The organism is Veillonella parvula (assembly GCF_902810435.1).
GTDB lineage: Bacteria > Bacillota > Negativicutes > Veillonellales > Veillonellaceae > Veillonella.
Genome location: NZ_LR778174.1, coordinates 1,380,133 through 1,402,752 on the forward strand (window position 1 = coordinate 1,380,133; position 22,620 = coordinate 1,402,752).

Below are 22,620 nucleotides of genomic sequence, written 5' to 3' on the forward strand. Positions count from 1 at the left end.
CTCCTTACAACTCATAAAACTTCTAACCAACGTTTTGCGATTTTCCATAATGGAAATTCATCGCGTACTTTGATGGCATTCTGTGAAAGTTTAGCCGCTAGTGCAGGATCTTTTAATATACTGCGCATAGCTTCATACATAGCCTGCGTATCACCTACAGGCACAAGGATACCATTCTCTCCACTTTTAATTACCATACGAGCACCGCCTACAGGACAGTCTGTAACTACTGCCGGCAGACCCATGCCCAATGCTTCCAACATAGAATTTGAAATGCCTTCAAAATCAGAAGATGATACAAACATGGAACAAGGGGCTACCTTTTCTAAAATATTACTAGCAAATCCAGGCAATAAAACGCGATTCTCTAAATTAAGAGACTTAATTTGAGCTCGTAGTTCATCCTCTAATACACCTTGACCATAAATGACAAGTTTATATTCTGGAAACTCATCTGCCAACATACTAAAGGCATTGATCATCATAGGCAAATTCTTTTGCGGATGCAAACGACAAGCTGTAACGATTGTCTTTTCTCGTTCCCCTTCTATGGGTGACGGCAATTTACCATTAATAGGATTGGGGATAATAACACCGCGATTTTGGACATATTTTGGGAAATAAGAACGAGCATCTTCCGTTTGAAATACTAGTGCATCTGCAAATCGAAAAGCAAAATTGCGCAACGCTTGTTGATGCCACCCAATAGGTACCATACGCGGGTTATTGCGTTCAGAAAAAACAATGCGATTTTTTATAAACCAAGAACTAATCGATAAGATAAAACTCGATGCAGACAAAAAAGATAAGCATGTCGCATTTGGCCTAGTCTTTAAGATTTTGATTAGTTCTTTTATTTCTTGCATAAAGCGAATAACTTTATTAGAGCTTGTAGTATGAATTTCGATTTGTTCAATACCTTCCTCTAACGCATATTCATTACCATATCGATTAGGGCTTGTTTGGATAACTGTAATATGATGACCATCATGTACCCACTGACGAGCCAACTCTGTTAAGATTCGTTCAGCCCCATCATTACCAAGGGAGATGGTGACAATTATTATTTCCTTTTTCATAAGCCTTCCTCTTGGATATATTCAGCTAGTCTTATATAAGCTTGTGCCATTGATACCTTAGGTTGCCAACCTAGGGATTTTAACTTCTTAGAACTTAAGAACATATGCACTGTCGGCGCATAGCCAAGCCCTTGTACATCTTTTGGAATATCAAAGATGACTTCACTCTTATCATTGCTAACATGAGTTGCCACTAAATGAGCAATGCTTGCAATAGAACGCGTCTCCTCATCATGACAAACATTATATGCTTCACCAGGTAGTCCCTCTTTTAAAAGAGTTAAAAGCCCAGTTAAGGCATCAGTAATATAGCAATAATTCGACATAGAATCACCCTTTGTATGAAGTACAATAGCTTCTTTTTTAATAGCACTCTTAGTAAACTGCATAAAAACGCGATTATCAGCTACTGGAACACCTGGACCAAAGGTTTGAGCTAGTCTAGCTATTACAGCAGGAACGCTATATTCCACAGCATAGGACTTACAATAACATTCACATAGTCTCTTACTTTCAGAATATGAACTACGAATATTTAGATGATCAAGATACCCTAATCGGTCTTCAGTCATAACTTGACCAGACTCATAAGGTACACCATATTGTTCCATACTAGATAAATAAACTACTTTTTTTACCTTTTTTCGACGGCCTAACTCGAGCATGGCCTCCGTACCATAAATAGAGGTACGGATAGTTTCTACTGGATGTTCTACAAAAAACTTAGATTGTGTTGGTGCGGCTCCATGCAAAATATAATCACATGGCACATCAATAGATTCTAATGAGCCATCTACTAGGGTTAACGACTTATTGTCTAAATACTCACCGAGAATGGTTTTTGCCTTTTCATGGCTTCGCACATGACCAATCACTTTTAAATCCAGGTCATGAGTCTCATTGGCAAGTATAAGTAATTTTATAAACATCGATCCAATAAGCCCCGTTGCACCTGTTATAAGAATGCGTTGATGACGGAGGAAATGAAAGTAATTTTTTTCATGTACTAAAGCCGTTAACTCACGTTGAATAACGGAATTACTCATCTTTTAATCCTCCTAGCTCACGATTTTTAATAATCCCTGTGAACATATAATAATCAGATGGAGTTGTAATCTTTATATTTTCAGTTTCCCCTAATACAGGATATAGAGTATATCCATAGTGCATCATCATCGATGCGGAATCAATAAAGTCATGAATGCCCTCATCTTTTGCACGATTATGAACTGATATAATATCATCTAATCTAAAACTCTGAGGAGCTTTAGCCATGAGACATTCATTACGATTTAAAATATGCTTAATAGAACCATTTTGGGTAACCATAACCGTTTCTATAGCTGGAGTAACAGTAATGGCAGACCCCTTTGATTCAACAGATTCTATATTTCTCTCTATAGTAGAATTATCTACAAGTGGACGAACCCCATCATGAATCAATACAGTCACCGCGTCTTCAGGAAATAAACGCTTAGCCTCTACTAGCCCATTATATTGGGATTCCAAAGCACTTTCACCACCAGGCACAATGGATAATACCTTTTGTAGCCCCGCCTTTTCTATGAGTTGCTTTGTATAATCAATCCATTCTACTTTACAGGCAAGAACAATCCCATCAATAGTCTCCGTTTGTTCAAATACATCTAAGGTTTGAATCAAAATCGGTCTACCGTTCCATTCTAAAAATTGTTTTGGCGTCTTGCTATTTTTCATACGAGCACCTACGCCACCCGCAAAGATTACTGCTATTCGTTTCATAGGCCCTCCTTATGGTTGAGCTTCTTTTTTGGCATAATGTATGCCTTTATACTCCTTGTAAGGTGTATGTAAATCAGCAAATACTGCATCATGTTTTGCTACACGTTGCTCTACAGGTGGTAATTGCATATAGTCGCCCCAAATAAGGCGCAAATATCTCTCATACCCTTTCATAACAGGTATTTGATGACCTTCAAAGTCTTTATATACAACAGAAGCAAAGTCCTCTCTAGGATGACGTAGCTTCATACCTTTTAAGCTACCGATTAACTCCGTACACTCATCACTCGTATCAAAGTCGTATTGAGTCATTCTCTTTTCTGCAAATCGCCAAATATGATAGCGTATAGATTGACTTGAAAAGATTTTATAAATATAACCCGCTAAAGCGCGATATGTTGGTCCCTTATTATCAGGCAAACGCTGTGCATTAAAGAGTGCAAAAGTCATGGCCCACATCAACTGCAATGCACGACTAATTTTGCCGGGTGCACAGCCATCGATAGGCATAATTTCAAGTGCCAAACCATGACAAACATCTTCATGCATACTATGACGATTGATAAAAGTCGTATTATTGTCTCTAATAGAAGCTCCTGCATCATGATAGATATGATTGCGATCAGTACGACAATACGTAAATCGTTCAGTATCAGCATATTTTGGCCATAATTTAGCTAACTTTTCATAATCTGGACGAGGCATGAAAAGATCTAAATCATCATCCCAAGGGATAAAGCCGTTATGACGTATAGCCCCAATGAGACCACCGCCGCAAAGATAAAAGCGCAAATTATGTTTATCACAGAACTCTTTAAAGTACAGTAACATATTCAGCTCTTTTTCTTGTATTTCCTTTGTCATAGATGTACTCATAGGGACCTCTTTCAACGTAATACAGCTAATACTGTATCAATCATCGTTTTTATATCTTGTAAAAAAGAAAACTCCTTAATACTCCTTAAATTCCAAGCCATCTTACCCGGTAAAACCTCATTTATATAGACTTCATCAACATTCTGAGCATTTTGTAAAAGTTGATCTTCATCTTTATAAGTAATACTGGCAACACTGGTAACACCAGCAGGTAATAATAAGGTAGCTTTCATTTCATCTGTATAAGCAGCCACATAACGTGGAACCTCAGGTCTTGTACCGACAAAGCTCATATCTCCTAAAAGGATATTAATAAGCTGAGGCAATTCATCGAGACGACAGTTGCGAAGCATATTGCCTACCTTCGTAACACGCATATCATTTTGTGATGTCACTTGTGCACCTAAAGATTCCGCATTCTTTACCATAGTACGGAACTTATAGATGCCAAAGGTACGACCGTACTGTGTCACTCGAGTTTGACGAAAAAAAACCTCTCCCTCACTATCTCGTTTAATCATGATGGCTAGTACCAAGAATATAGGGCTTAATGTAATAAGCATTCCCGCTGCCATTACGCGGTCAAAAATGCTTTTGCAAAGAAGGCTTATACGCCTTTGATTTAATATTTCAAAATAGGGACGAACCGCTTCACACTGAAGCTCTTTTGGTAGATCATGAAAGTTCTTTACTAGCATTCGGTAATAATCCTTTTAAACTGTTTAATGATATATTGCACTTCTTCATCTGTAAGGAGCGTATGAAGTGGCAATGTAATTTCATTTTTAAATTGGTCATAAGCATTTGGATAATCATCGATTGTAAAGCCTAAGTTTTTGTAAGCCGTATGCATTGGAATTGGCTTATAATGGACATTCGTCGCAATGCCAGCCTCAGCCATAGCTTCAATAACCTTGTTGCGGTATTGCGCATCACGGCCGTCTAAACGGACTAAATACAAGTGACCACTACTTTCATGCTCATTTGTATAATGGTTCAACAATGTAACAGGTAAATCCTTAAATGCTGTATCATAAGCTTCAATAATTTCTTTACGACGTGCCAAAAGTTTTGGGTATCTTTCAAATTGAGCTAGTCCAATAGCCGCCATGATATCCGTCATATTACATTTATAATAGGTACCTTTAATATCATATTCCCAAGCACCTGCTTTTGTTTTTGCAAGAGCATCCTTATCTTGACCATGCAAAGATAGCAATTGGAATTGCTTGTAAATAGTTTCATCATCAATACCATCTATATGACGCCATGTAGCACAGCCGCCTTCAGCAGTAGTAAAATTTTTTACTGCATGGAAGGAAAAGCTACTAAAGTCTGCAACATTACCTGTTTGTACCCCTTTATATGAGGCCCCAAAGGAATGAGCACAATCAGCCACAATAGGAATATGACCTACTGCTTTTTGAATATCATTAGCAGGTGTAAAGAGAGATTTCTTTTCATCCACAATGGAGCGTAGTCGATCATAATCGCAAGGTACACCTGCAACATCAACGGGAATGATTGCTTTTGTTTTTGGTGTAATAGCGCGAGCTACTGCATCGTAATCCATTTCATAAGCATCTTTCTGTGTATCAACAAGCACTAATGTGGCGCCCACATGAACAACAGGACTTGCACTAGCTGTATAGGAATAGGCACTAGTTATGACTTCGTCTCCAGGTCCAATCCCCAATACGCGAAGAGACATTTCAAGCGCTGCCGTAGCAGAGTTTAAACAAACGGATTTAGGTGTACCTAACTGATGAGCAATCTTTTTTTCTAATTCTTTAGTACGAGGACCTGTCGTAATCCACCCACTTTTTAAGGCTTCAACGACTTCATTGATTTCTAACTCTGTAATATCTGGAGGAGAAAAATTAATTCTCATATAAATCACCTCAATACTTTCTGTACCATATTGATACGCTTGATTTATCACATAGAATGTTAATCAAAACAGTTATATTACGCGTCAATCGCGATGGATCCTAAAAGAGGAATGCCTACTTGTGAAAGCCGTTTCTTAGCTTCAATCAAATCTTTTGGACTAACTACTTCATTTTTAACAACTAACACTACACCATCTGATTTTTCGGCCAATACAACGGCATCTGTAACAGACAATACGGGTGGTGTATCGATGATAACCACATCATATTCATCACGTACATACTCAAAAATCGTAGGTAATTTGCTAGAATCTACAATATCAGATGGATATTCAACAACTTCACCCGCCGTAAGCACATCCAAATGAGGCACTACATTACGATGAATCGTCAAATCTTCATCCATCATCACCGCATTGGTAAGACCTTTATTTTGTACATTAAAGGCTATATGTTGTGCTGGATTGCGTAGATTACCATCTACTAGAAGAACTTTATTATTATTTTTAGATAAAGCTAATGCTGTATTAGCTGCCACTTCAGAAGTTCCTTCACCACTAGTAGCCGCAGTAATACAAATAAGTTTACATTTATGTTGGTTACATACATATTGAAGATTGCTACGCAATGTACGGTATGCTTCCACAAGTGGTGTATCACCACGTTCATTAGAAATTAGTCTAATCATATTAACCTCTTACTTTGCGCAACAATACTACGATACGATTACTAGGCTCTTCGTATTCTTTTTCTTTATGATTTGGAATTACGCCCAAGTTTTGAATACCAAGAATATCATTAATTTCTTGTACAGATTGAACTTTGCGATTACCGAAGAATTGGCCCAATGTATAGAGGCAACCAAAGATGAGGCCTAAAATGGCAGAGCCTAATATAATAAGAATCTTACGTGGTGCAATCGCCTTTTCTGGCAATGTAGGAGAATCAACGATTTGAACTTCATTCGGTACCATAACCTCTGCTACCTTCGCTTCTTCTAAGCGAGTAGATAACATTTGATAGATATCTTGTGCCACATCTACATCACGTTTTGCTTGAATATAACCACGTTCTTTTTCAGGTAGTCCTTTTATAGCTTCTTCGTTTGCTTTATCTAGCTCAGCTAATGTAGATTGTTTACCTTGAGCTACAGCTAACGCAGCTTCATTTTTAAACTTATCCGCTAGCAAGCCTTGTTGTGCAGAATTGCTTGAAGGTGCTTGTTGAGATGCAATAGCGTTGATTTCAGCATTTAGACCACTTTTAGCTTCTTCAATTTGTTGATTAATTTCTTTCATCGCAGGATGTTCATCAGTATATTTACCAATATAAGAAGCTTTACGAGATTCTAAATCTGCTAACTGACCCTTGTAGGCTTGAACCGTAGCACTATCAGCGATGCTTTTACCTGCAGAACCTAATTGCTCATTGATACTGTCAAGTGCAGCTTGTGCCGTTTCTAAATCGAGTTGATTTTGAGCCTTCTCACGATCAATTAGAGTAATCTTATCAGTTAAGCCTTTCATTTGATCTGCTGTGGAGTACACCTTATTATCTATTTGAAATTGTTGTAATTTCTTTTCTGCTTGCTCTAATTCAGATTTCGCAGTAACAACGCGTTTCTGTAAGAATTCACGAGTAGTTCGTTGTTCAACATGAGAGATTTCAGCAAGGCGTTTCAAGAAGGTATCAATAAGTAATTGATTAGCTTCTTGTGCTTGCTCAGGAGACTTACCTGTTACACTTACTTGCAATAACTCGGTTTCTTTATACGGTTTAGTTTCAATGCGAGTTTTAACAAAATCTTCATATGTTGGCGCATTACCGGTACCTTCAGGATCTTCTATAGCAGTAATTACTGGCTCTACTACATTACGACTTTTTAAAATTTCTGCATCTGTGTTCATCAATTGACGAGACATAGAATCAGAATAGGCATTAGCACTAGATAATACAGAATTGCTCAAACCTTGAGCTTGTTTAATGCGCAACATCGATGTAGATTGATATGTTGATGGTGCAAGAAAAGCATACGCACCACCTAAAACCATACATGCTACCGCAATATTAATAATTTTACGGCGCTTTTTAATGAGGACTCTGCCCACCTCTTTTAAATCAATAATTTGTTCCACCCATATACCCCTTTCTGTAAAAGTATACAAACAACAGGGTCTCTCCCACTTAGAATATTAACTGTACCTAACCCTCTCAATAAAGGCACAATGTATCAAAATTAAAATAGTCTTATACATATATCGGGTAATAAATGTATCGTCCACGACCTATAACGACCTATACATTATGATTTGGGTCGTATGTAGGAATGATATCCTGCAACACATTAATTACATCTATATCAGTTTTACATGTATCAAAACGCTCTATTTCACGACTTAGCCATTCTTGATTAACATCTTCTAGAGCTGCTTCAAAAATTTTCTTATGCGTAGTAGTATTCGTACCTTCTCCGGCAGTTAATAGTTCTTCATATAACTTTTCACCTGGACGTAAGCCAGTAAATTCAATACGAATATCCTTATTAGGCTCAAAGCCAGAAAGGCGAATCATATTCTTAGCCAAATCGACAATTTTAACCGGTTCACCCATGTCCAAAAGGAACACTTCGCCCCCATTACCCATGGCACCAGCTTGAAGTACTAATTGACTGGCTTCAGGAATAGTCATAAAATAACGTGTCATCTCTGGATCTGTAACGGTTACAGGGCCACCGGTTTCAATTTGTTTACGAAATAAAGGAATAACCGAACCACGGCTACCAAGTACATTACCAAAACGAACTGTTATAAACTTAGTATCATATGTATGATTCATACCAAGTACAACTTTTTCAGCAACCCGTTTTGTAGCGCCCATAACACTAGTTGGATTCACCGCTTTATCCGTGGAAATCATAACAAATCGATCTACCCCATGAGCTCCGGCTACATCCGCAACATTACGAGTACCATAAATATTATTTAATACTGCAGCAATTGGCTGTATTTCCATAAGCGGCACATGTTTATGAGCTGCTGCATGAAATACTACATCAGGATTATAGTTATTGAAAATTTGTTCTAATTGATTCTTATCGCGAATATCTGCAATGATTGGAACCAAGGTATCTTGGGGAGCAATATTGCGCAATTCTTGATGAATAAGATAAATACTATTTTCACCATGACCTAGGAGCAATAGCTTTTTAGGTTTTACACGTAAAACTTGACGACAAATTTCAGAACCAATAGAGCCCCCCGCACCAGTAACTAAAACTACTTTATTTTTAAGATATGTTTCAACCTTGGACGTATCGAGCTGAATCTCATCACGTTCCAATAAATCCTCAATTGAAACAGGATGTAAATGAGATACAAGAACTTCATCATCAAGCAGTTGGTACATCCCCGGTAAAATATTGATTTTACATTTTAAAGGAGAACAGATTTCCATGATTTCTTGAATAATATCTCGCTTCACAGAAGGCATGGCAATAATAATTTCTTCTACCTTATACTTAGCAACTAATGCTGGAATATCTTCACGATTACCGAGAATTCTAAAACCATTCATAAGACGATTATGTTTAAACATATCATCATCAACATAACCAATCACTCGACGAGAACGCTTATGATATCGTTCAATTTCACGAGCTATAGTTGCACCTGCATCACCGGCTCCTATGATCAATGTATTCACTTGGCCACTTTCACCATCGTCCCCACTGCTATAGTGAAGTGCCACATAATGAAGCAACATACGTCCCATACCAACAGCGCCTGTAGTAAGGAACCATGTAATAAAATAGATGGAACGTGGTAATGACTTACCAAATACAAACATAGAGAAATAGAATAAAGCCGTACCAATTGTAGTCGCTACAAATACTGCTAATACCTCTCGCATCCCTGCATAGCGCCAAATACGTGTATATAAATGCATTATCAAGAACATCAACATATACGAAATAAGTAATAACGGAAGTGCTTCCACCATTTGATTAATATATTGAGGTTCTATGTGTCCATCAAATCGAATAAAAAGACTGATAAAAGCAACGATTACAATCGTCACAATATCGGTAATAAACAATATGGATGGTAATAAATATGAACGCAAAAAAACGCCCCCTTATATGATAGATATCGCCTTATCTTTAATCCTTACCTATTCGTGATACCATGTAAGCCCCTGTTAAGATTGGAGCAATATCACGAGCAAAGTTGATGCGACTATTCTTAGTTAAGTAAAGAATATCACCTTCACGCATGATGTAGTTTTCAGACATATCTCCAGTTTGTAAAATACGATTCAAATTAATAGGAATCGGTTTCTCTGGATTATCTTGATGAATCAAGTAAATTTTCTTTTTTGCTGTATCCCAGTTAAAACTACCTGCAGCCCCAATCGCATCAATAACTGTACTAGATTTAGTCAACGTATAGGCGCCAGGCTTATTAATTTCACCAAATACATATACGCGAACGCCGCCCAATTTCGATACATTTACTGTGATATCAGGATTAATGATATAACGAGACAGACCTTGCTGTAACTCAGCTGTAAATTCATCTACAGTTAAGCCATCTGCTTTTACGGCACCAACCATAGGGAACGATACATATCCATCTGGTCTAACGGTATACACAATATCATTACCATTACGCGTACCAAGCTCTGCCTGCTGAACCACTTGAATATTCAGTTCATCTCCTTGACGCAGACGATATTCTTTATCAGAGCTAATTACGGATGCACTAGTTTCCAATGGGGCATGGCCTTCCATTTGTACATTCTTGGCATTATAAGGCTGATTAGTATTTATATTAACTGGCGCAGCCATAGCCATTGTTGTAGTACATAAGAATGCAGCCATCATCATATACTGTTTCTTCTTCATACTTACCTCTTTTTCTATTCAACTTATTTAATTCATCACTTAATTATTGATGTATCTTATATCTAAAAAATCAGTCATGCTATTTTATCATTTTTTTAAATATACTTCTACAAATCTAGTATGTTCCAAACGAACTTCATAAAACCTTCAACAACGATTCCTTAAAAATACAGTATTTTCAATATATGTTCATTAATTATTATTTGCTGTTTTCATTCCTAATTCACTAGTTTTATTATTGAAATTTGTAAGAATAATAAAATATATTTAAACTCACTTCATTATCAGCTCACATAGTTCTTCTATTTATATCAGAATTAGTGATAAAAAAATAAGGTGTATATACTAGAAATCTAGTATATACACCTTATTCAAAGTTTTTGACACTAATGATCGCTCTATATAATTAATTATTCAACACGACCGCCTAAATAAGCTTCCATAACGCGAGGATTATGGCGAACTTCATCAGCAGAGCCAGATAATACCATTTTACCAGTCTCCAAAACATACGCATAATCAGCAATCTTCAATGCTTGACGCACATTTTGTTCTACTAAAAGAACTGTTGTTCCATCAGCGCTGATTTCTTTAATGGTTTCAAAAATCTCATTTACTACTAAAGGTGCAAGGCCCATAGATGGTTCATCTAATAATAACAATTTTGGACGAGCCATAAGTGCACGACCAATAGCTAGCATTTGCTGTTGACCACCTGATAAAGTACCACCCAATTGATAACTTCGTTCATCAAGAATAGGGAATCGTTTAAATACCTTTTTGATATCTGTTTCGATTTCTTTATCTTTACGTGTATAAGCACCCATTTCAAGGTTCTCATAAACACTCATGTCTTGTAGAATTTGACGTCCTTCAGGAACTAAGGAGATACCATTTTGTACAACTTGATGGGTTTGGCGACCTGTAATATCTTGACCTTCAAAAATCACTCGACCAGATGTGGGTTTTACAAGTCCCATAATAGTCTTCATCGTCGTAGTCTTACCAGCACCATTAGCACCAATAAGAGATACAATGGAACCTTGTGGAACTTCTAAACTTATATCTTTTAAGGCTGTAATATGTCCATAACCAGCCACAATATTTTCTAGTTTTAACATATTACACCTCCTCTTTACCTAAGTATGCTTCAATTACAGCTTCATTATTTTGAATTTCTTGAGGTGTACCTTCAGCAATTTTCTTGCCAAAGTTAAGTACTACCAAACGATCACAGATATTCATCATCAATTCCATGGCATGTTCGATAACCACAACGGTAATACCTAGGTCACGAATCTTGCCAATCAATTGACGCAGAACTTCAGTTTCACTATCATTCATACCTGCTGCCGGTTCATCAAGTAAAATTAACTGAGGATGTGTCGCTAAGGCACGAGCAATTTCAAGACGACGTTGCTTACCATACGGTAATGATGTGGCAACCTCTTCCGCATCATCTTCAAGCCCTACAAGCTTTAAGAACTCATAAGCAATACCACGACAACGTTCTTCTTCAATGCGTTGACGTTTTGTTTTCAAAAAACTAGATAAGAAGCCAGAGCCAGTACGACAATGCATACCGGTTAAAACAGTTTCAAGAGCAGTCATATTGCCAAAGAGACGAATATTTTGGAATGTACGAGCAATGCCCATTTCAACAGTTCTATGAGGCTTGATGCCTACAACAGACATACCATCAAATACAATTTCACCAGAACTTGCAGGGAATACACCAGTAATCAAGTTGAATAGTGTGGTCTTACCAGCACCATTTGGACCGATGACACCAAATACTTCACCTTGTTTAACGCCAAAAGATACTCCTGTGAGGGCTGCAACGCCACCAAAGCTTTTACTTACGTCATTTAATTCTAATAGCATTCAGTTCCCTCCTATCCTTGTTTTTCTTCTTGTTGTTTGCGTTTATATGCTTCAAAACGTTCTGTTAATACTTGTGACTCTGGAATATATGGAGCCTTTTTAAAGCCTAATTTGCGACTAATTTTATCTACCATAGATTCTGTCAGAATACCATCTGGACGAACGGCCATCAAAATGACTAGTAATGCACCATAGATGATGTCCCGATAGTCGGATAAGAAACGCAATACTTCTGGTAATAATGTAAGAATAAAGGAACCTAATACGGAGCCCCATACTACATTGGACCCACCAAATACAGGGAATAACAAAATTTGTACTACTTTATGGTAGCTGAAATCTGTAGGATTAATAAAGTTTGTAATATGCGCATACAAACCACCGCCAATACCAGCGATGAAAGCACCAATGATAAAGGCCATCATCTTGTAGTATACAACGTTAATACCCATCAATTCTGCTGCATGATCATCAGCCTTAATCGCTGCAAAGGCACGACCCACACGGCTATTATTAATCCGTACACAAAAAGCGATAATCAATACTAAAATAGCTAACAAAATAATGATAGCCATTAGATTGCCCCATGCAACAGCATCAATGCCCATTAAACCATCGAAATCAAATTCATAGGCATAATTTGTCAATTCTTGAGGAATGGATGGAATACCAGAAAGGCCTAATGCACCATTTGTAATATCCAAATTCAAGAAAATAACACGCACAACTTCGCCAAATCCAAGTGTAGCAATGGCAAGATACAAACCTTTAAGACGTGTTGTTGGCAAACCGATAATAACAGCCACAAGACTAGCAACTAAGCCACCAATAATAATGCCTACAACGATAGGCAAATCAGCTTTCAAAGAAAGAATAGCGCCTACGTATGCACCAACACTCATAAAGCCAGCAGCCCCTAAAGAAAGCTGTCCACTTGCCAGTGTGAAATAAATTGAAATACCCATGATGGCATTAATGATGAAAAACATCACGATCTGTAGATAATACGGGTTTAATAATTCCATTACGGTCTACCCCCTTTATCTTTAGATCCAAACAAGCCTTGTGGGCGCCAGAATAATAATAGGATAATGAGACCAAAGGCCACAGCATCACGGAATGTAGATGCACCATAAGCAACAGAGAAGATTTCTGCTACACCTAAAATAAAGCCGCCAACCATGGCGCCTGTAATATTACCAAGACCACCTAAGATAAGTACTGCCAGACCTTTAAAACCTATAATAACACCCATAGTAGGCTCAATAGCATTAAAGGACAATCCTACCAATACACCTGCCGCTGCACCTAAAGCAGATGCAATCATAACAGTAATAGATATAATCATTGTTGGATTGATACCCAAGAGAGCTGCTGTTTCCGTACTCATGGATACAGCGCGAATAGCCTTACCAATCTTAGTTTTCTTAATAACTACATTTAAAATCAGCATTAGCACAACAGAAACGCCTAAACCAATAATTTGTACCATAGAAATTTTGAAAGCTCCAAAGTCGATTAGGCCACCAATATAGTCTGGTGGGAATGATCTAGTTTGAGGGCCCCAAAGCAATAATGCCAAACTTTCAAGGAAAATAGAAACACCAATAGTACTAATAAGTGGTGCCAAGTGAGACACCTTTTTCTTGCGTAGTGGACGAAGCGCCACAAATTCTAAAAGATAACCAAGGATAGCACCTACAGCCATAGCTACGATAAGGGCTACAAAAATGTTAACGTTAAAAATTGTTACCATAAAAAGACCAACGAAGGCACCTATCATAAAGATGCCTCCGTGAGCCATGTTGATAATATTCAAAACACCGAACACAAGTGTTAAGCCAATAGCGAGTACAGCATATAAGCTACCGAGGGTTAACCCGTTAACTAATTGTTGTAAAAACACTATACTACCTCAACTTATTTTGTTAATGCGTCAAATTGACCGTTTTTAATTTGTAATACTTGAACTTCCATGGAAGGATCGCGTTTTTCGTTGAATTTGAATTGGCCAGTTACACCAACGAAGTCAGCAATATTTTTCAATGCTTCCCGGAATTTTTCGCGATCTGTTGTGGACCCTGCTTTTTTCAAAGCTGTTTCATAGAGATATACTGCATCATATGCTTGAGCAGCGAATTGGTCAGGTTCTTTACCGTATTTAGCCACATAGGCTTTACGGAAATCCTTAACCTTTTGATCTTCTTTGTTAGGGAACCATGGCGTACCAACAATAACACCGTTAGCAGCATCGCCAGCAATTTTAATGAATTGTGGGCTGTTGAAACCATTGGAGCCAACTACAGGTTGATTCATACCCATTTCACGCATTTTTTTCATGATTAATGCGCCTTCTTGGTAAAGAGAAGCAACTACAATTACATCAGGTTTTGCTTGTTGAATTTTAGTCAATTGTGCAGAGAAGTCAGTATCTTTATCTGCAAATGTTTCAGTATCAACGATTTGTACACCTTCAGATTCCAATGCTTTACGAGCTGTATTATTTACAGATACCATTTGGTCATTGTTGTTAGAGTACATGATAGCTGCAGTTTTGAAGCCTAAAGTTTTATGTGCTTCTTTAATTGCAGTATCTACTGCCAAGGATTCAGGTACAGCATTACGGAAAATGTAATCGCCGATATCCGTAATACCTTCAGCCGTTGTAGATGTACCAAGCGCTACTACTTTACTTTTGTTTGCTACAGGCCCCGCAGCCATCATTTCACCAGATAACATAGGACCGATAACTGCTACCACTTTATCTTTTGCAATTACTTTGTTCATCGCATTGATAGCTTCGTTTTTATCACCTTTAGTATCTTCTACTAATAAGTTAATTTTTACAGCATTTGCATCAGCATTGATTTCGCTTACTGCCAATTCAGCACCAGCTTTAATGGATTCACCATATGCTGCCGCACCACCAGTTGTTGTTGTTAATAATGCAATTTTAGCTTCATTGCTATTTGCACTACCTGCATCTTTATCGCTACCACAACCAGCAGCAATTGCCATTACACCAGCAAGGCCAAAAATGGCCGCTTTTTTTAACATGGATTTATTCATGTTACACCCTTCCTTCAAAACATAAAACTTTAAATCTATACCTATATTATGAGAATATAAAATAGTTTGTCAATTAAAAGATAATGATTTTAATTCCCTAATAATATATACATTAAATAAGTTATTCAGATAGACGTTCCCACTTCTTATACAAGGATTCCAACTCTGTCTGAGTCTCTTCGATTTGTGTGGAAATTTTGGACATTTCATCTAAATCTTGTTGTACTACAGGATTAGCTAATTGCACCTCATACATCTTCATCGTCGCCTCTAAACGAGCAATTTCAGCTTCTACCTCAGCCAATTGTTTTTCTACCATATAAGCATTCGGCTTCTTCTGATTTTCCTCCGTAGTTTCTGATACTGAAAGCATTGACTCATTAATAGGAGTAGCTTTACTATCACGCTTACTGCTATCAGAGTTTTTCTCATTAGCCAATGCTAATAAATCTTCTTGCTCTTTCAGCTTTTCCTTATAGTATGAATAATTACCGAGATACTCTGTAATTTTACCTTCATCTAGAATTACTGTTTTTGTAGAAACTTGATCCAAGAAGTATCTATCATGAGAAATAATAAAACAAGTCCCTTCAAATTGTTGCAATGCTTCCTCTACAATTTCTCGTGTAGGAATATCTAAATGGTTTGTCGGTTCGTCTAAAATTAGAAAATTATCTCCTTGAAGAAATAATTTAAGCAAAGCTAAACGAGCGCGCTCACCACCAGATAATTCACCTACTAGCTTAAATACATCGTCCCCTTTAAACAGGAAAGCCCCCAGCACATTACGAGCCTTATCCTCGCTGTAGTTAAAGTGATTCATGATCTCTTCCACTACCTGCCAAGAATCATGCAATTCTTCGTGTTCTTGTGAGAAGTAACCCACTTGTACGCGATTGCCAATATCCACATGACCAACTTCAGGGAATAGTTCTCCTACAATGGTTTTCACCAGTGTAGACTTACCCGCGCCATTAGGTCCAATAAGCGCTACTGATTCACCTCGTCGAACAACTAGAGAGATATCATCAATAATGCGACTTTCACCATATCCGACAGATAAGTGATCTAAGACTAAAACCTTATCAGCACTCATCGCAGCAGGAGGAAAAGAAAATTGTAAATGATGTGAAGTAACAGGTGCCTCTAGCCGCTCTAATCGATTTAGTTGAGACTGACGGCCACGAGCCATTTTAGACTTGATACCAGCGCGGTATTTATCTATATAAGCCTCTGTTTTCTTAATATACTCCTGCTGTTTTTCATAGGCCACCATATCAGCCTTTAAACGTTCATCACGTTGTTGAATATAGCGACTATAGTTACCACGATAGGTTGTAGCCTTGTGATTATCTAACTCCACAACACCTGTGACGATACGATCTAGAAAATATCTATCATGGCTGACAATAAGAATACCACCTTGATAGGCAGATAAGTACCCCTCTAACCACTCCAGCATATCCATATCTAAATGGTTAGTCGGTTCGTCTAAGAATAAAAAATCAGGACTACGTACTAACGCTTTAGCTAAATTGATACGCGTTTTTTGACCACCTGAAAAAGCATTAGCCGGCTTATCTAAGTCATCATCAGTAAAACCAAGACCATAGACTATGCGCTTTGTCTTTTGCTCGTAGTCATAACCACCTAGCCATTCTAGACGATTCTGTAAATAATCTAAGCGTTGTAAATCCGATTCGCTAGCCTTTTCGGTTTCCAAGCGACTAGTGAGCTCTTTTAATTGTTTTTCCAATGCATGAACATCAGCCCAAGCCTTTTCGATTTCCGTAGCAAGGCTATCATCTCCAAGATTTACATCTTGTTGTAAATAGCCAATACTAGCAACAGGCGACTTGACTACATTACCTTCATCCAGCTCTTCATAGCCTAATATGCACTTTAACAAGGTAGATTTCCCAGCCCCATTAGGGCCTACCAATGCGAGTCGATCCCCTTCTTTTATCTCAAAAGACACATTGGAAAATACTTGGCGCACTCCAAATGATTTTCCAAGGTCTATCATTCGAATGCGTTCCATTCACAACCTCCTAATCATTTACTCTTCATTATACCACAGTTGCCCTCACTAACATTAACATTTCTATAGAATCTTTTGTTTTTCGACTATGACGGAATAATTTTCCTAACAAAGGGATATCTCCCAAAATAGGTATTTTTTGTATTTGATGTTGATCTCGATTATCCATGAGTCCACCAATAACTAGCACTTCTCCTGGTTGTAATCGTACTCTTGTATGTGCTTGACGTGTGCTTATTTTGTAGGCTTTCATTTCAGATACCATAATAGGTGTACTCACTTCTGCATGTATTTTAGCATCTACACCACCATCAGCAGTAATAATAGGAGTATAATTCAACTTAATGCCCACCTCTTCATAACGAGTAGAACGCTTTCGTTCTCCATTCACTTCCGATTCTTCTATAACTGGTATTCTTTCACCTATCAAGATATGTGCAGTCTCACCATTGAGAGCCATGATAGATGGCTTTGCAATTAGAACGGCTTTACCTGAGCTTTCCATAAGACTTAGTTCTGGTTTTACAAAAAACTTATAGGCCTCTCCAGTCGGAGTTTTGCCAAAGGTAACAGCACCATAGGAATGTGTTTTATCTTCTCCATGGCCGGTCAAGCTAAGCCAAGACCATCTAAATCCTTGTTCCTTAGCATAGGATTGTTCCATAGCAATGATGGTAGCTTCTAATTGCACTTGTTTTGGTTCCTTGTCGATAGCACGTACTAAGGTTTCTACACGTCGCTTTTCTCCACTCGTCAAATGCATAATTACTTCGTTTTGTTCTGAAAGCACTGCCATTTTATCGTTTTTTACCACTGTGCCTACCACATTTTTCAAAGACTCAGCCGGCAAATGTTCAGGTGATATAACATATAGCTCTCTTTTTTCAAGTGTTTCATCATCAGAATCAATAAGAAGGGTATTATGCTCCTTCGATACGGAAAAATGATATAACTTACCTAATTCACTAATAATTGCTTCTGGTGATTCTCCCTTTACAGTGGCCGTAATACTCCCTTTTAACGACTCTACACCAATTACGGATATACCATAACTACGACAAATGCCTAAGACGGTCTCCTTTAAGGATGCATTGCGTACAGAAATCGTTATGAGTTCGTTCCCAACCTTTTTTTCATTTTTATCTACTTCACTACTATTTACGATAGTTTCAGAACTACTAGCAGTTATTCTATCATTTCTATTAGTACCTATCCTATCAGTACTATTAGCAAATACCATGAAGGGAGTTACAAGCATTACGACCATCCATAAGCTTATTTGCAATATAACTGTCACTATAATCTTATCTATACATTTTAGACCTATAAAGCTTAATCGATTTTTAGCCACCGTGATGAACCTCCTTCAATAATTTCTACACCACTTGCAGTTATCTTAGATACTGATATTTCTTTCCACACACTTCCTATACTAACCATTTGTTCCTCTGTACCTTTTCGTAAAATAGCAATATTCTGTTGTCCCTCAATAATACCTATAAGCTCTATGGGATGTTGTTTGATAGGATTACTTATAGAAGGTTGTATACTAGATTCAACTCGTCTAGCACTAATATCTTTAGCTTTTAATTCAATATAATTACCACTATGCTTTTTATTATTTCTTATTTGTTGATATTTTTCATTTCTACGACTTTCATCTACCTTTTTCTCAAAAGTCTTCATTGAATCATCTGACTCATGTAAATCATTATTTATATCAACGAAATTGCCATTACTATCTTTAGTTATCTTATTCTGACCAAGTAATTCATCTATAGGAATATCTTTAAAAACCTCTCGCCAAGGATTTGCTCGCTCAACACCGGTAATATCATATAATAATCGTCCATGAACATCGCTTTTTACCTCTCTATCCTTTACATTTTTTATATCACTTTCATCTTTAAAATAGTTCTTTCCTTTCCCATTTCTATTATCATGTGTTGTTTCTTTTGATAATTTTTCTGAGCCTCGTTCAATTTGATTAGCATCTCTACCATTAGATTGATCTAAACTAATATGAACATTTTCCTCCTCATGTGGATAAAAAATACCAATGCCTAAAAGGGCAACCGTAATGATAAAGAAAATACCAAGTGCAAACTTATAGTGGCGCATAATAAAATGCTGCTTATCAATCCACATTTTCATACGTTCTATATAGTCTTGTAAGTTCATAATCCACCTCCTGCTGACATATTCTAGGAGGCTCTTTTAAAATCCTACAAAAAAATGACTCTACCAGTCACCAAGGTGACTAATAGAGTCATTCATTATATTGACAAATCAAAACAATTTGTTCTTTATTTACTATTAAATCCATCTGGATGAGAGGTATGCCAATGCCATGCATCTTTGATAACATCAGCAACATTACTAAATTTAGGATCCCAACCAAGTAAATTTTTGATTTTTTCAGAGGAAGCAATTAATGTTCCTGGATCACCAGCACGGCGATCACCATATTGAACAGGAATATCGATACCCGTAACCTCTTTTGCAGTCTCGATGATTTCCTTTACAGAGAATCCATTACCACTACCAAGATTAAATACTTGAGATTCTCCGCCTTTACGCAAGTAGTCCATAGCCAATACGTGAGCAGCTGCTAAATCATTGACATGAATATAGTCGCGTACACATGTGCCATCAGCTGTATCATAATCAGTCCCAAATACAGTTATATGCTCTCTTTTACCGCGAGCCGCATCTAACACAAGTGGAATCAAATGAGTTTCAGGATGATGGTCTTCTCCAATCATACCAGACGGATCCGCACCGGCCGCATTGAAATAACGCAACGCAACATATGTAGAACCATAAATCGAACTATAATCAGATAACATTTTTTCTATCATCAATTTAGTGCGACCATATACATTTGTTGGTTGTAGCTGAGCATCCTCACAAATAGGAACTACCTTAGGCTCACCATACACAGCAGCCGTACTAGAAAATACAAAATGCTTTATACCTGCGGTACGAGCAGACTCAATAAGGTGATAAGAACCAACTACATTATTTTCATAATAAATAGCTGGATTTTGCATGGATTCACCAACTTGTGAGTGAGCAGCAAAATGCATTACACCTAGGATGTTATGTTCTTTCATAATACCTACTAGTTTAGGATCAGCAATATCCATATTGTAGAACTTTACCCCCTCAGGAATAGATTCTACATGCCCACGAGATAAATTATCTACAATAATTGGTGTATATCCTGCTTGTTGTAAAGCACGTACAGTATGACTCCCAATATAACCAGCACCACCTGTTACTAAAATATTCATAGTTCCCCCTCATGAATTATGTACTTCCTTTGCTCGAGCCAATTTGGGTCCGATGAGACGCTTATAAACCTCTACCCCTGGTTGATCAAAAGCATCAACGCCCGCAAAAATGGACTCAAAATAAACGGCCCAACAATGCATAAACATAATTTCTCCTAAATGGAATGCGTTTAATGTTGGTACAGTTATAGTCATGTTAAAACGATTGTCACTAGACAAGGCTTCTCTATTAGCATCTAAAGCAATGTTTAAAATATCACAAATGCCTACATCAGATAGAGAGTGTAAGCATTCATATTGACTATAAGAATCTGGAACAATGAGATTATGTTTCCAATCCTTAACCTTAATAAATTGAACTACCTTATTTAGGCGCCCCTCTTGATGCTCTTGAACTTGAGCATGCATATCCATAGTACCTACTGCAGCAACTGGCGTACGGCCATATGGTAGACAAGTATTACTCATTTTTCCAAGAGACTCTGATAAGAGCTGCACATACCAATCAGATAATGAGTGGAGTGCTTCACTATAAGGCATAAACACCTCTATAATACGACCATATCGTTCAGATGCAATATATTTCAATAATGCACTTAAAAGGCCTGGATTTTTAAAAATGTCTTCTTCTTGACATGCTGCATCCATAGATGCAGCACCAGCTAAGAATCCTTCAATATCAAATCCTACAAGAGCGGCTGTTACAAAACCAACTTCTGTAAATACAGAGAAACGACCACCTACACCATAAGGAATGCTATAGGTCTTCCAATTATTTTCTATCGCCATAGATCGTAAAATTGTAGGATGTTCATCATCAGATACATCTGTAACAGCTATCACTTCGTAGTTAATATTACGATCTTGTAAAGCCTTCTCCAAAATCATGAAGTTAGCCATTGGTTCAATGGTAGATCCAGACTTAGAATTAATAACGAGCATCACCTTATAATCAGGACCTTTTTTCTGAGCTTGACACTCTAACGTACGAATTAGCCCTACTAAGTAATCACCATCCACATTAAAGCCTGCAAAGTACATCCTAGGATAGCCGTCACGTTCCTCTGCACTGTAGTTATTCCAAAACGCTCCACACTGCACATCAAAAATAACTTTGCTCCCCAAATAGGAGCCCCCAATACCTACGGATACAACTGTATCAATATTATGGCGTGCGTAGTCACGTAATTCGTAAAGCCGCTCTAACATATCTGGTGTATTGATACCATCTTCTGAAATATATGGAAGTTGGTAAAACAACACAGGTTCAGGTAAACCATCTTTAGAAACATGACCTTCTTCGAAGCCTGTAGAACGCAAAATATTTGTATGACGCCATACATTTTGTATAGCCCGTTCAAAATTATTCACATCACGTTCTTGTATGCAACTTTCATTATATATATTAGCATAATCTAACTCAAAACCTGATTGTAATCGCAACATCAAATATCTCCTTCACTGACATTTTATGTACAATATTCTTTTATTATACCATAAAAGAATGAATAAAATATTAGTTTATACAATCATTTTACCCACAAGCCATAACCGAATCCAACCGCATATACAGACCAAAGTAATGCAAAAGGAATGGCTAATTTAAATTTAATTTTTAATGTCTTATGACGCCATAGGACCATGCCTAATAAAGCACCAACACCCCCAAAGGCAAACGCTAAAAATAATAATGTAAACTCTGAAATTCGATCATATCCATTAATGGCACATAATTTATCATATCCATACAGACTAAATACGATAAGATTCCAAATACCTACGGTCACCCAAAATTGCGTATCACTCATATCCCCAAACC

General features: G+C 37.4%; 21 protein-coding genes. All 21 read right to left on the minus strand.

The window, feature by feature from the left end:
• Positions 1–11: 11 nt before the first annotated feature.
• Positions 12–1,079 carry a glycosyltransferase gene (locus FNLLGLLA_RS06275; RefSeq protein ID WP_101928167.1) on the minus strand — a complete coding sequence of 356 codons (1,068 nt, stop codon included), beginning with the start codon at positions 1,077–1,079 and terminating at the stop codon, positions 12–14.
• Entirely contained in the window at positions 1,076–2,125 is a 1,050-nt protein-coding gene (locus FNLLGLLA_RS06280; protein ID WP_101928166.1) for an NAD-dependent epimerase/dehydratase family protein, read from the minus strand. The genes FNLLGLLA_RS06275 and FNLLGLLA_RS06280 overlap by 4 nt, the downstream gene beginning before the upstream one ends.
• Positions 2,118–2,840 carry an IspD/TarI family cytidylyltransferase gene (locus FNLLGLLA_RS06285; RefSeq protein ID WP_101928165.1) on the minus strand — a complete coding sequence of 241 codons (723 nt, stop codon included), beginning with the start codon at positions 2,838–2,840 and terminating at the stop codon, positions 2,118–2,120. Before FNLLGLLA_RS06285 ends, FNLLGLLA_RS06280 begins: the two co-directional genes overlap by 8 nt.
• Before the next feature lie 9 nt (positions 2,841–2,849).
• Complete coding sequence (locus FNLLGLLA_RS06290) at positions 2,850–3,716, minus strand: LicD family protein (protein ID WP_101928164.1); 867 nt, start codon at positions 3,714–3,716, stop codon at positions 2,850–2,852.
• Positions 3,717–3,727: 11 nt separating this feature from the next.
• Positions 3,728–4,414 (minus strand): sugar transferase, encoded by a 687-nt coding sequence (locus FNLLGLLA_RS06295; protein ID WP_004693385.1) that lies wholly within the window; start codon positions 4,412–4,414, stop codon positions 3,728–3,730.
• Positions 4,408–5,607, minus strand: a complete 1,200-nt coding sequence (locus FNLLGLLA_RS06300) for a DegT/DnrJ/EryC1/StrS family aminotransferase (RefSeq protein ID WP_004697277.1) — start codon at positions 5,605–5,607, stop codon at positions 4,408–4,410. Before FNLLGLLA_RS06300 ends, FNLLGLLA_RS06295 begins: the two co-directional genes overlap by 7 nt.
• A 77-nt stretch (positions 5,608–5,684) precedes the next feature.
• The gene (locus tag FNLLGLLA_RS06305; RefSeq protein ID WP_101928163.1) at positions 5,685–6,296 is read right to left on the minus strand and encodes a CpsD/CapB family tyrosine-protein kinase; all 612 of its coding nucleotides are present in this window, start codon (positions 6,294–6,296) and stop codon (positions 5,685–5,687) included.
• A gap of 1 nt (position 6,297) precedes the next feature.
• Positions 6,298–7,743 carry a GumC family protein gene (locus FNLLGLLA_RS06310; RefSeq protein ID WP_101928162.1) on the minus strand — a complete coding sequence of 482 codons (1,446 nt, stop codon included), beginning with the start codon at positions 7,741–7,743 and terminating at the stop codon, positions 6,298–6,300.
• A 160-nt stretch (positions 7,744–7,903) separates the two neighbouring features.
• Positions 7,904–9,730 carry a polysaccharide biosynthesis protein gene (locus FNLLGLLA_RS06315; RefSeq protein WP_156697466.1) on the minus strand — a complete coding sequence of 609 codons (1,827 nt, stop codon included), beginning with the start codon at positions 9,728–9,730 and terminating at the stop codon, positions 7,904–7,906.
• A gap of 37 nt (positions 9,731–9,767) precedes the next feature.
• Positions 9,768–10,511: a polysaccharide biosynthesis/export family protein gene (locus tag FNLLGLLA_RS06320; RefSeq protein ID WP_156697465.1), complete on the minus strand. Its 744-nt coding sequence runs from the start codon at positions 10,509–10,511 to the stop codon at positions 9,768–9,770.
• 410 nt (positions 10,512–10,921) lie between these two features.
• Entirely contained in the window at positions 10,922–11,632 is a 711-nt protein-coding gene (locus FNLLGLLA_RS06325) for an ABC transporter ATP-binding protein (RefSeq protein WP_008600622.1), read from the minus strand.
• A 1-nt stretch (position 11,633) separates the two neighbouring features.
• Positions 11,634–12,395: an ABC transporter ATP-binding protein gene (locus FNLLGLLA_RS06330; RefSeq protein WP_156697464.1), complete on the minus strand. Its 762-nt coding sequence runs from the start codon at positions 12,393–12,395 to the stop codon at positions 11,634–11,636.
• An 11-nt stretch (positions 12,396–12,406) separates the two neighbouring features.
• Positions 12,407–13,420: a branched-chain amino acid ABC transporter permease gene (locus FNLLGLLA_RS06335; protein ID WP_156697463.1), complete on the minus strand. Its 1,014-nt coding sequence runs from the start codon at positions 13,418–13,420 to the stop codon at positions 12,407–12,409.
• Positions 13,420–14,301 (minus strand): branched-chain amino acid ABC transporter permease, encoded by an 882-nt coding sequence (locus FNLLGLLA_RS06340; protein ID WP_012864168.1) that lies wholly within the window; start codon positions 14,299–14,301, stop codon positions 13,420–13,422. Before FNLLGLLA_RS06340 ends, FNLLGLLA_RS06335 begins: the two co-directional genes overlap by 1 nt.
• A gap of 14 nt (positions 14,302–14,315) precedes the next feature.
• Positions 14,316–15,464, minus strand: a complete 1,149-nt coding sequence (locus FNLLGLLA_RS06345) for an ABC transporter substrate-binding protein (RefSeq protein WP_120054626.1) — start codon at positions 15,462–15,464, stop codon at positions 14,316–14,318.
• 121 nt (positions 15,465–15,585) lie between these two features.
• Positions 15,586–17,505: a ribosomal protection-like ABC-F family protein gene (gene abc-f / locus FNLLGLLA_RS06350; RefSeq protein WP_156697462.1), complete on the minus strand. Its 1,920-nt coding sequence runs from the start codon at positions 17,503–17,505 to the stop codon at positions 15,586–15,588.
• 28 nt (positions 17,506–17,533) lie between these two features.
• Positions 17,534–18,856, minus strand: a complete 1,323-nt coding sequence (locus FNLLGLLA_RS06355) for a type II secretion system protein GspD (protein ID WP_156697461.1) — start codon at positions 18,854–18,856, stop codon at positions 17,534–17,536.
• Positions 18,838–19,686: a hypothetical protein gene (locus FNLLGLLA_RS06360; protein ID WP_156697460.1), complete on the minus strand. Its 849-nt coding sequence runs from the start codon at positions 19,684–19,686 to the stop codon at positions 18,838–18,840. Before FNLLGLLA_RS06360 ends, FNLLGLLA_RS06355 begins: the two co-directional genes overlap by 19 nt.
• Before the next feature lie 125 nt (positions 19,687–19,811).
• Positions 19,812–20,801, minus strand: a complete 990-nt coding sequence (gene galE, locus FNLLGLLA_RS06365) for a UDP-glucose 4-epimerase GalE (protein ID WP_156697459.1) — start codon at positions 20,799–20,801, stop codon at positions 19,812–19,814.
• A gap of 9 nt (positions 20,802–20,810) precedes the next feature.
• The gene (locus FNLLGLLA_RS06370; protein ID WP_039964879.1) at positions 20,811–22,247 is read right to left on the minus strand and encodes a glucose-6-phosphate isomerase; all 1,437 of its coding nucleotides are present in this window, start codon (positions 22,245–22,247) and stop codon (positions 20,811–20,813) included.
• 83 nt (positions 22,248–22,330) lie between these two features.
• Positions 22,331–22,609, minus strand: coding sequence for a DUF1294 domain-containing protein (locus FNLLGLLA_RS06375; protein ID WP_008600612.1), 279 nt, complete (start codon positions 22,607–22,609; stop codon positions 22,331–22,333).
• Between the last annotated feature and the right edge of the window lie 11 nt (positions 22,610–22,620).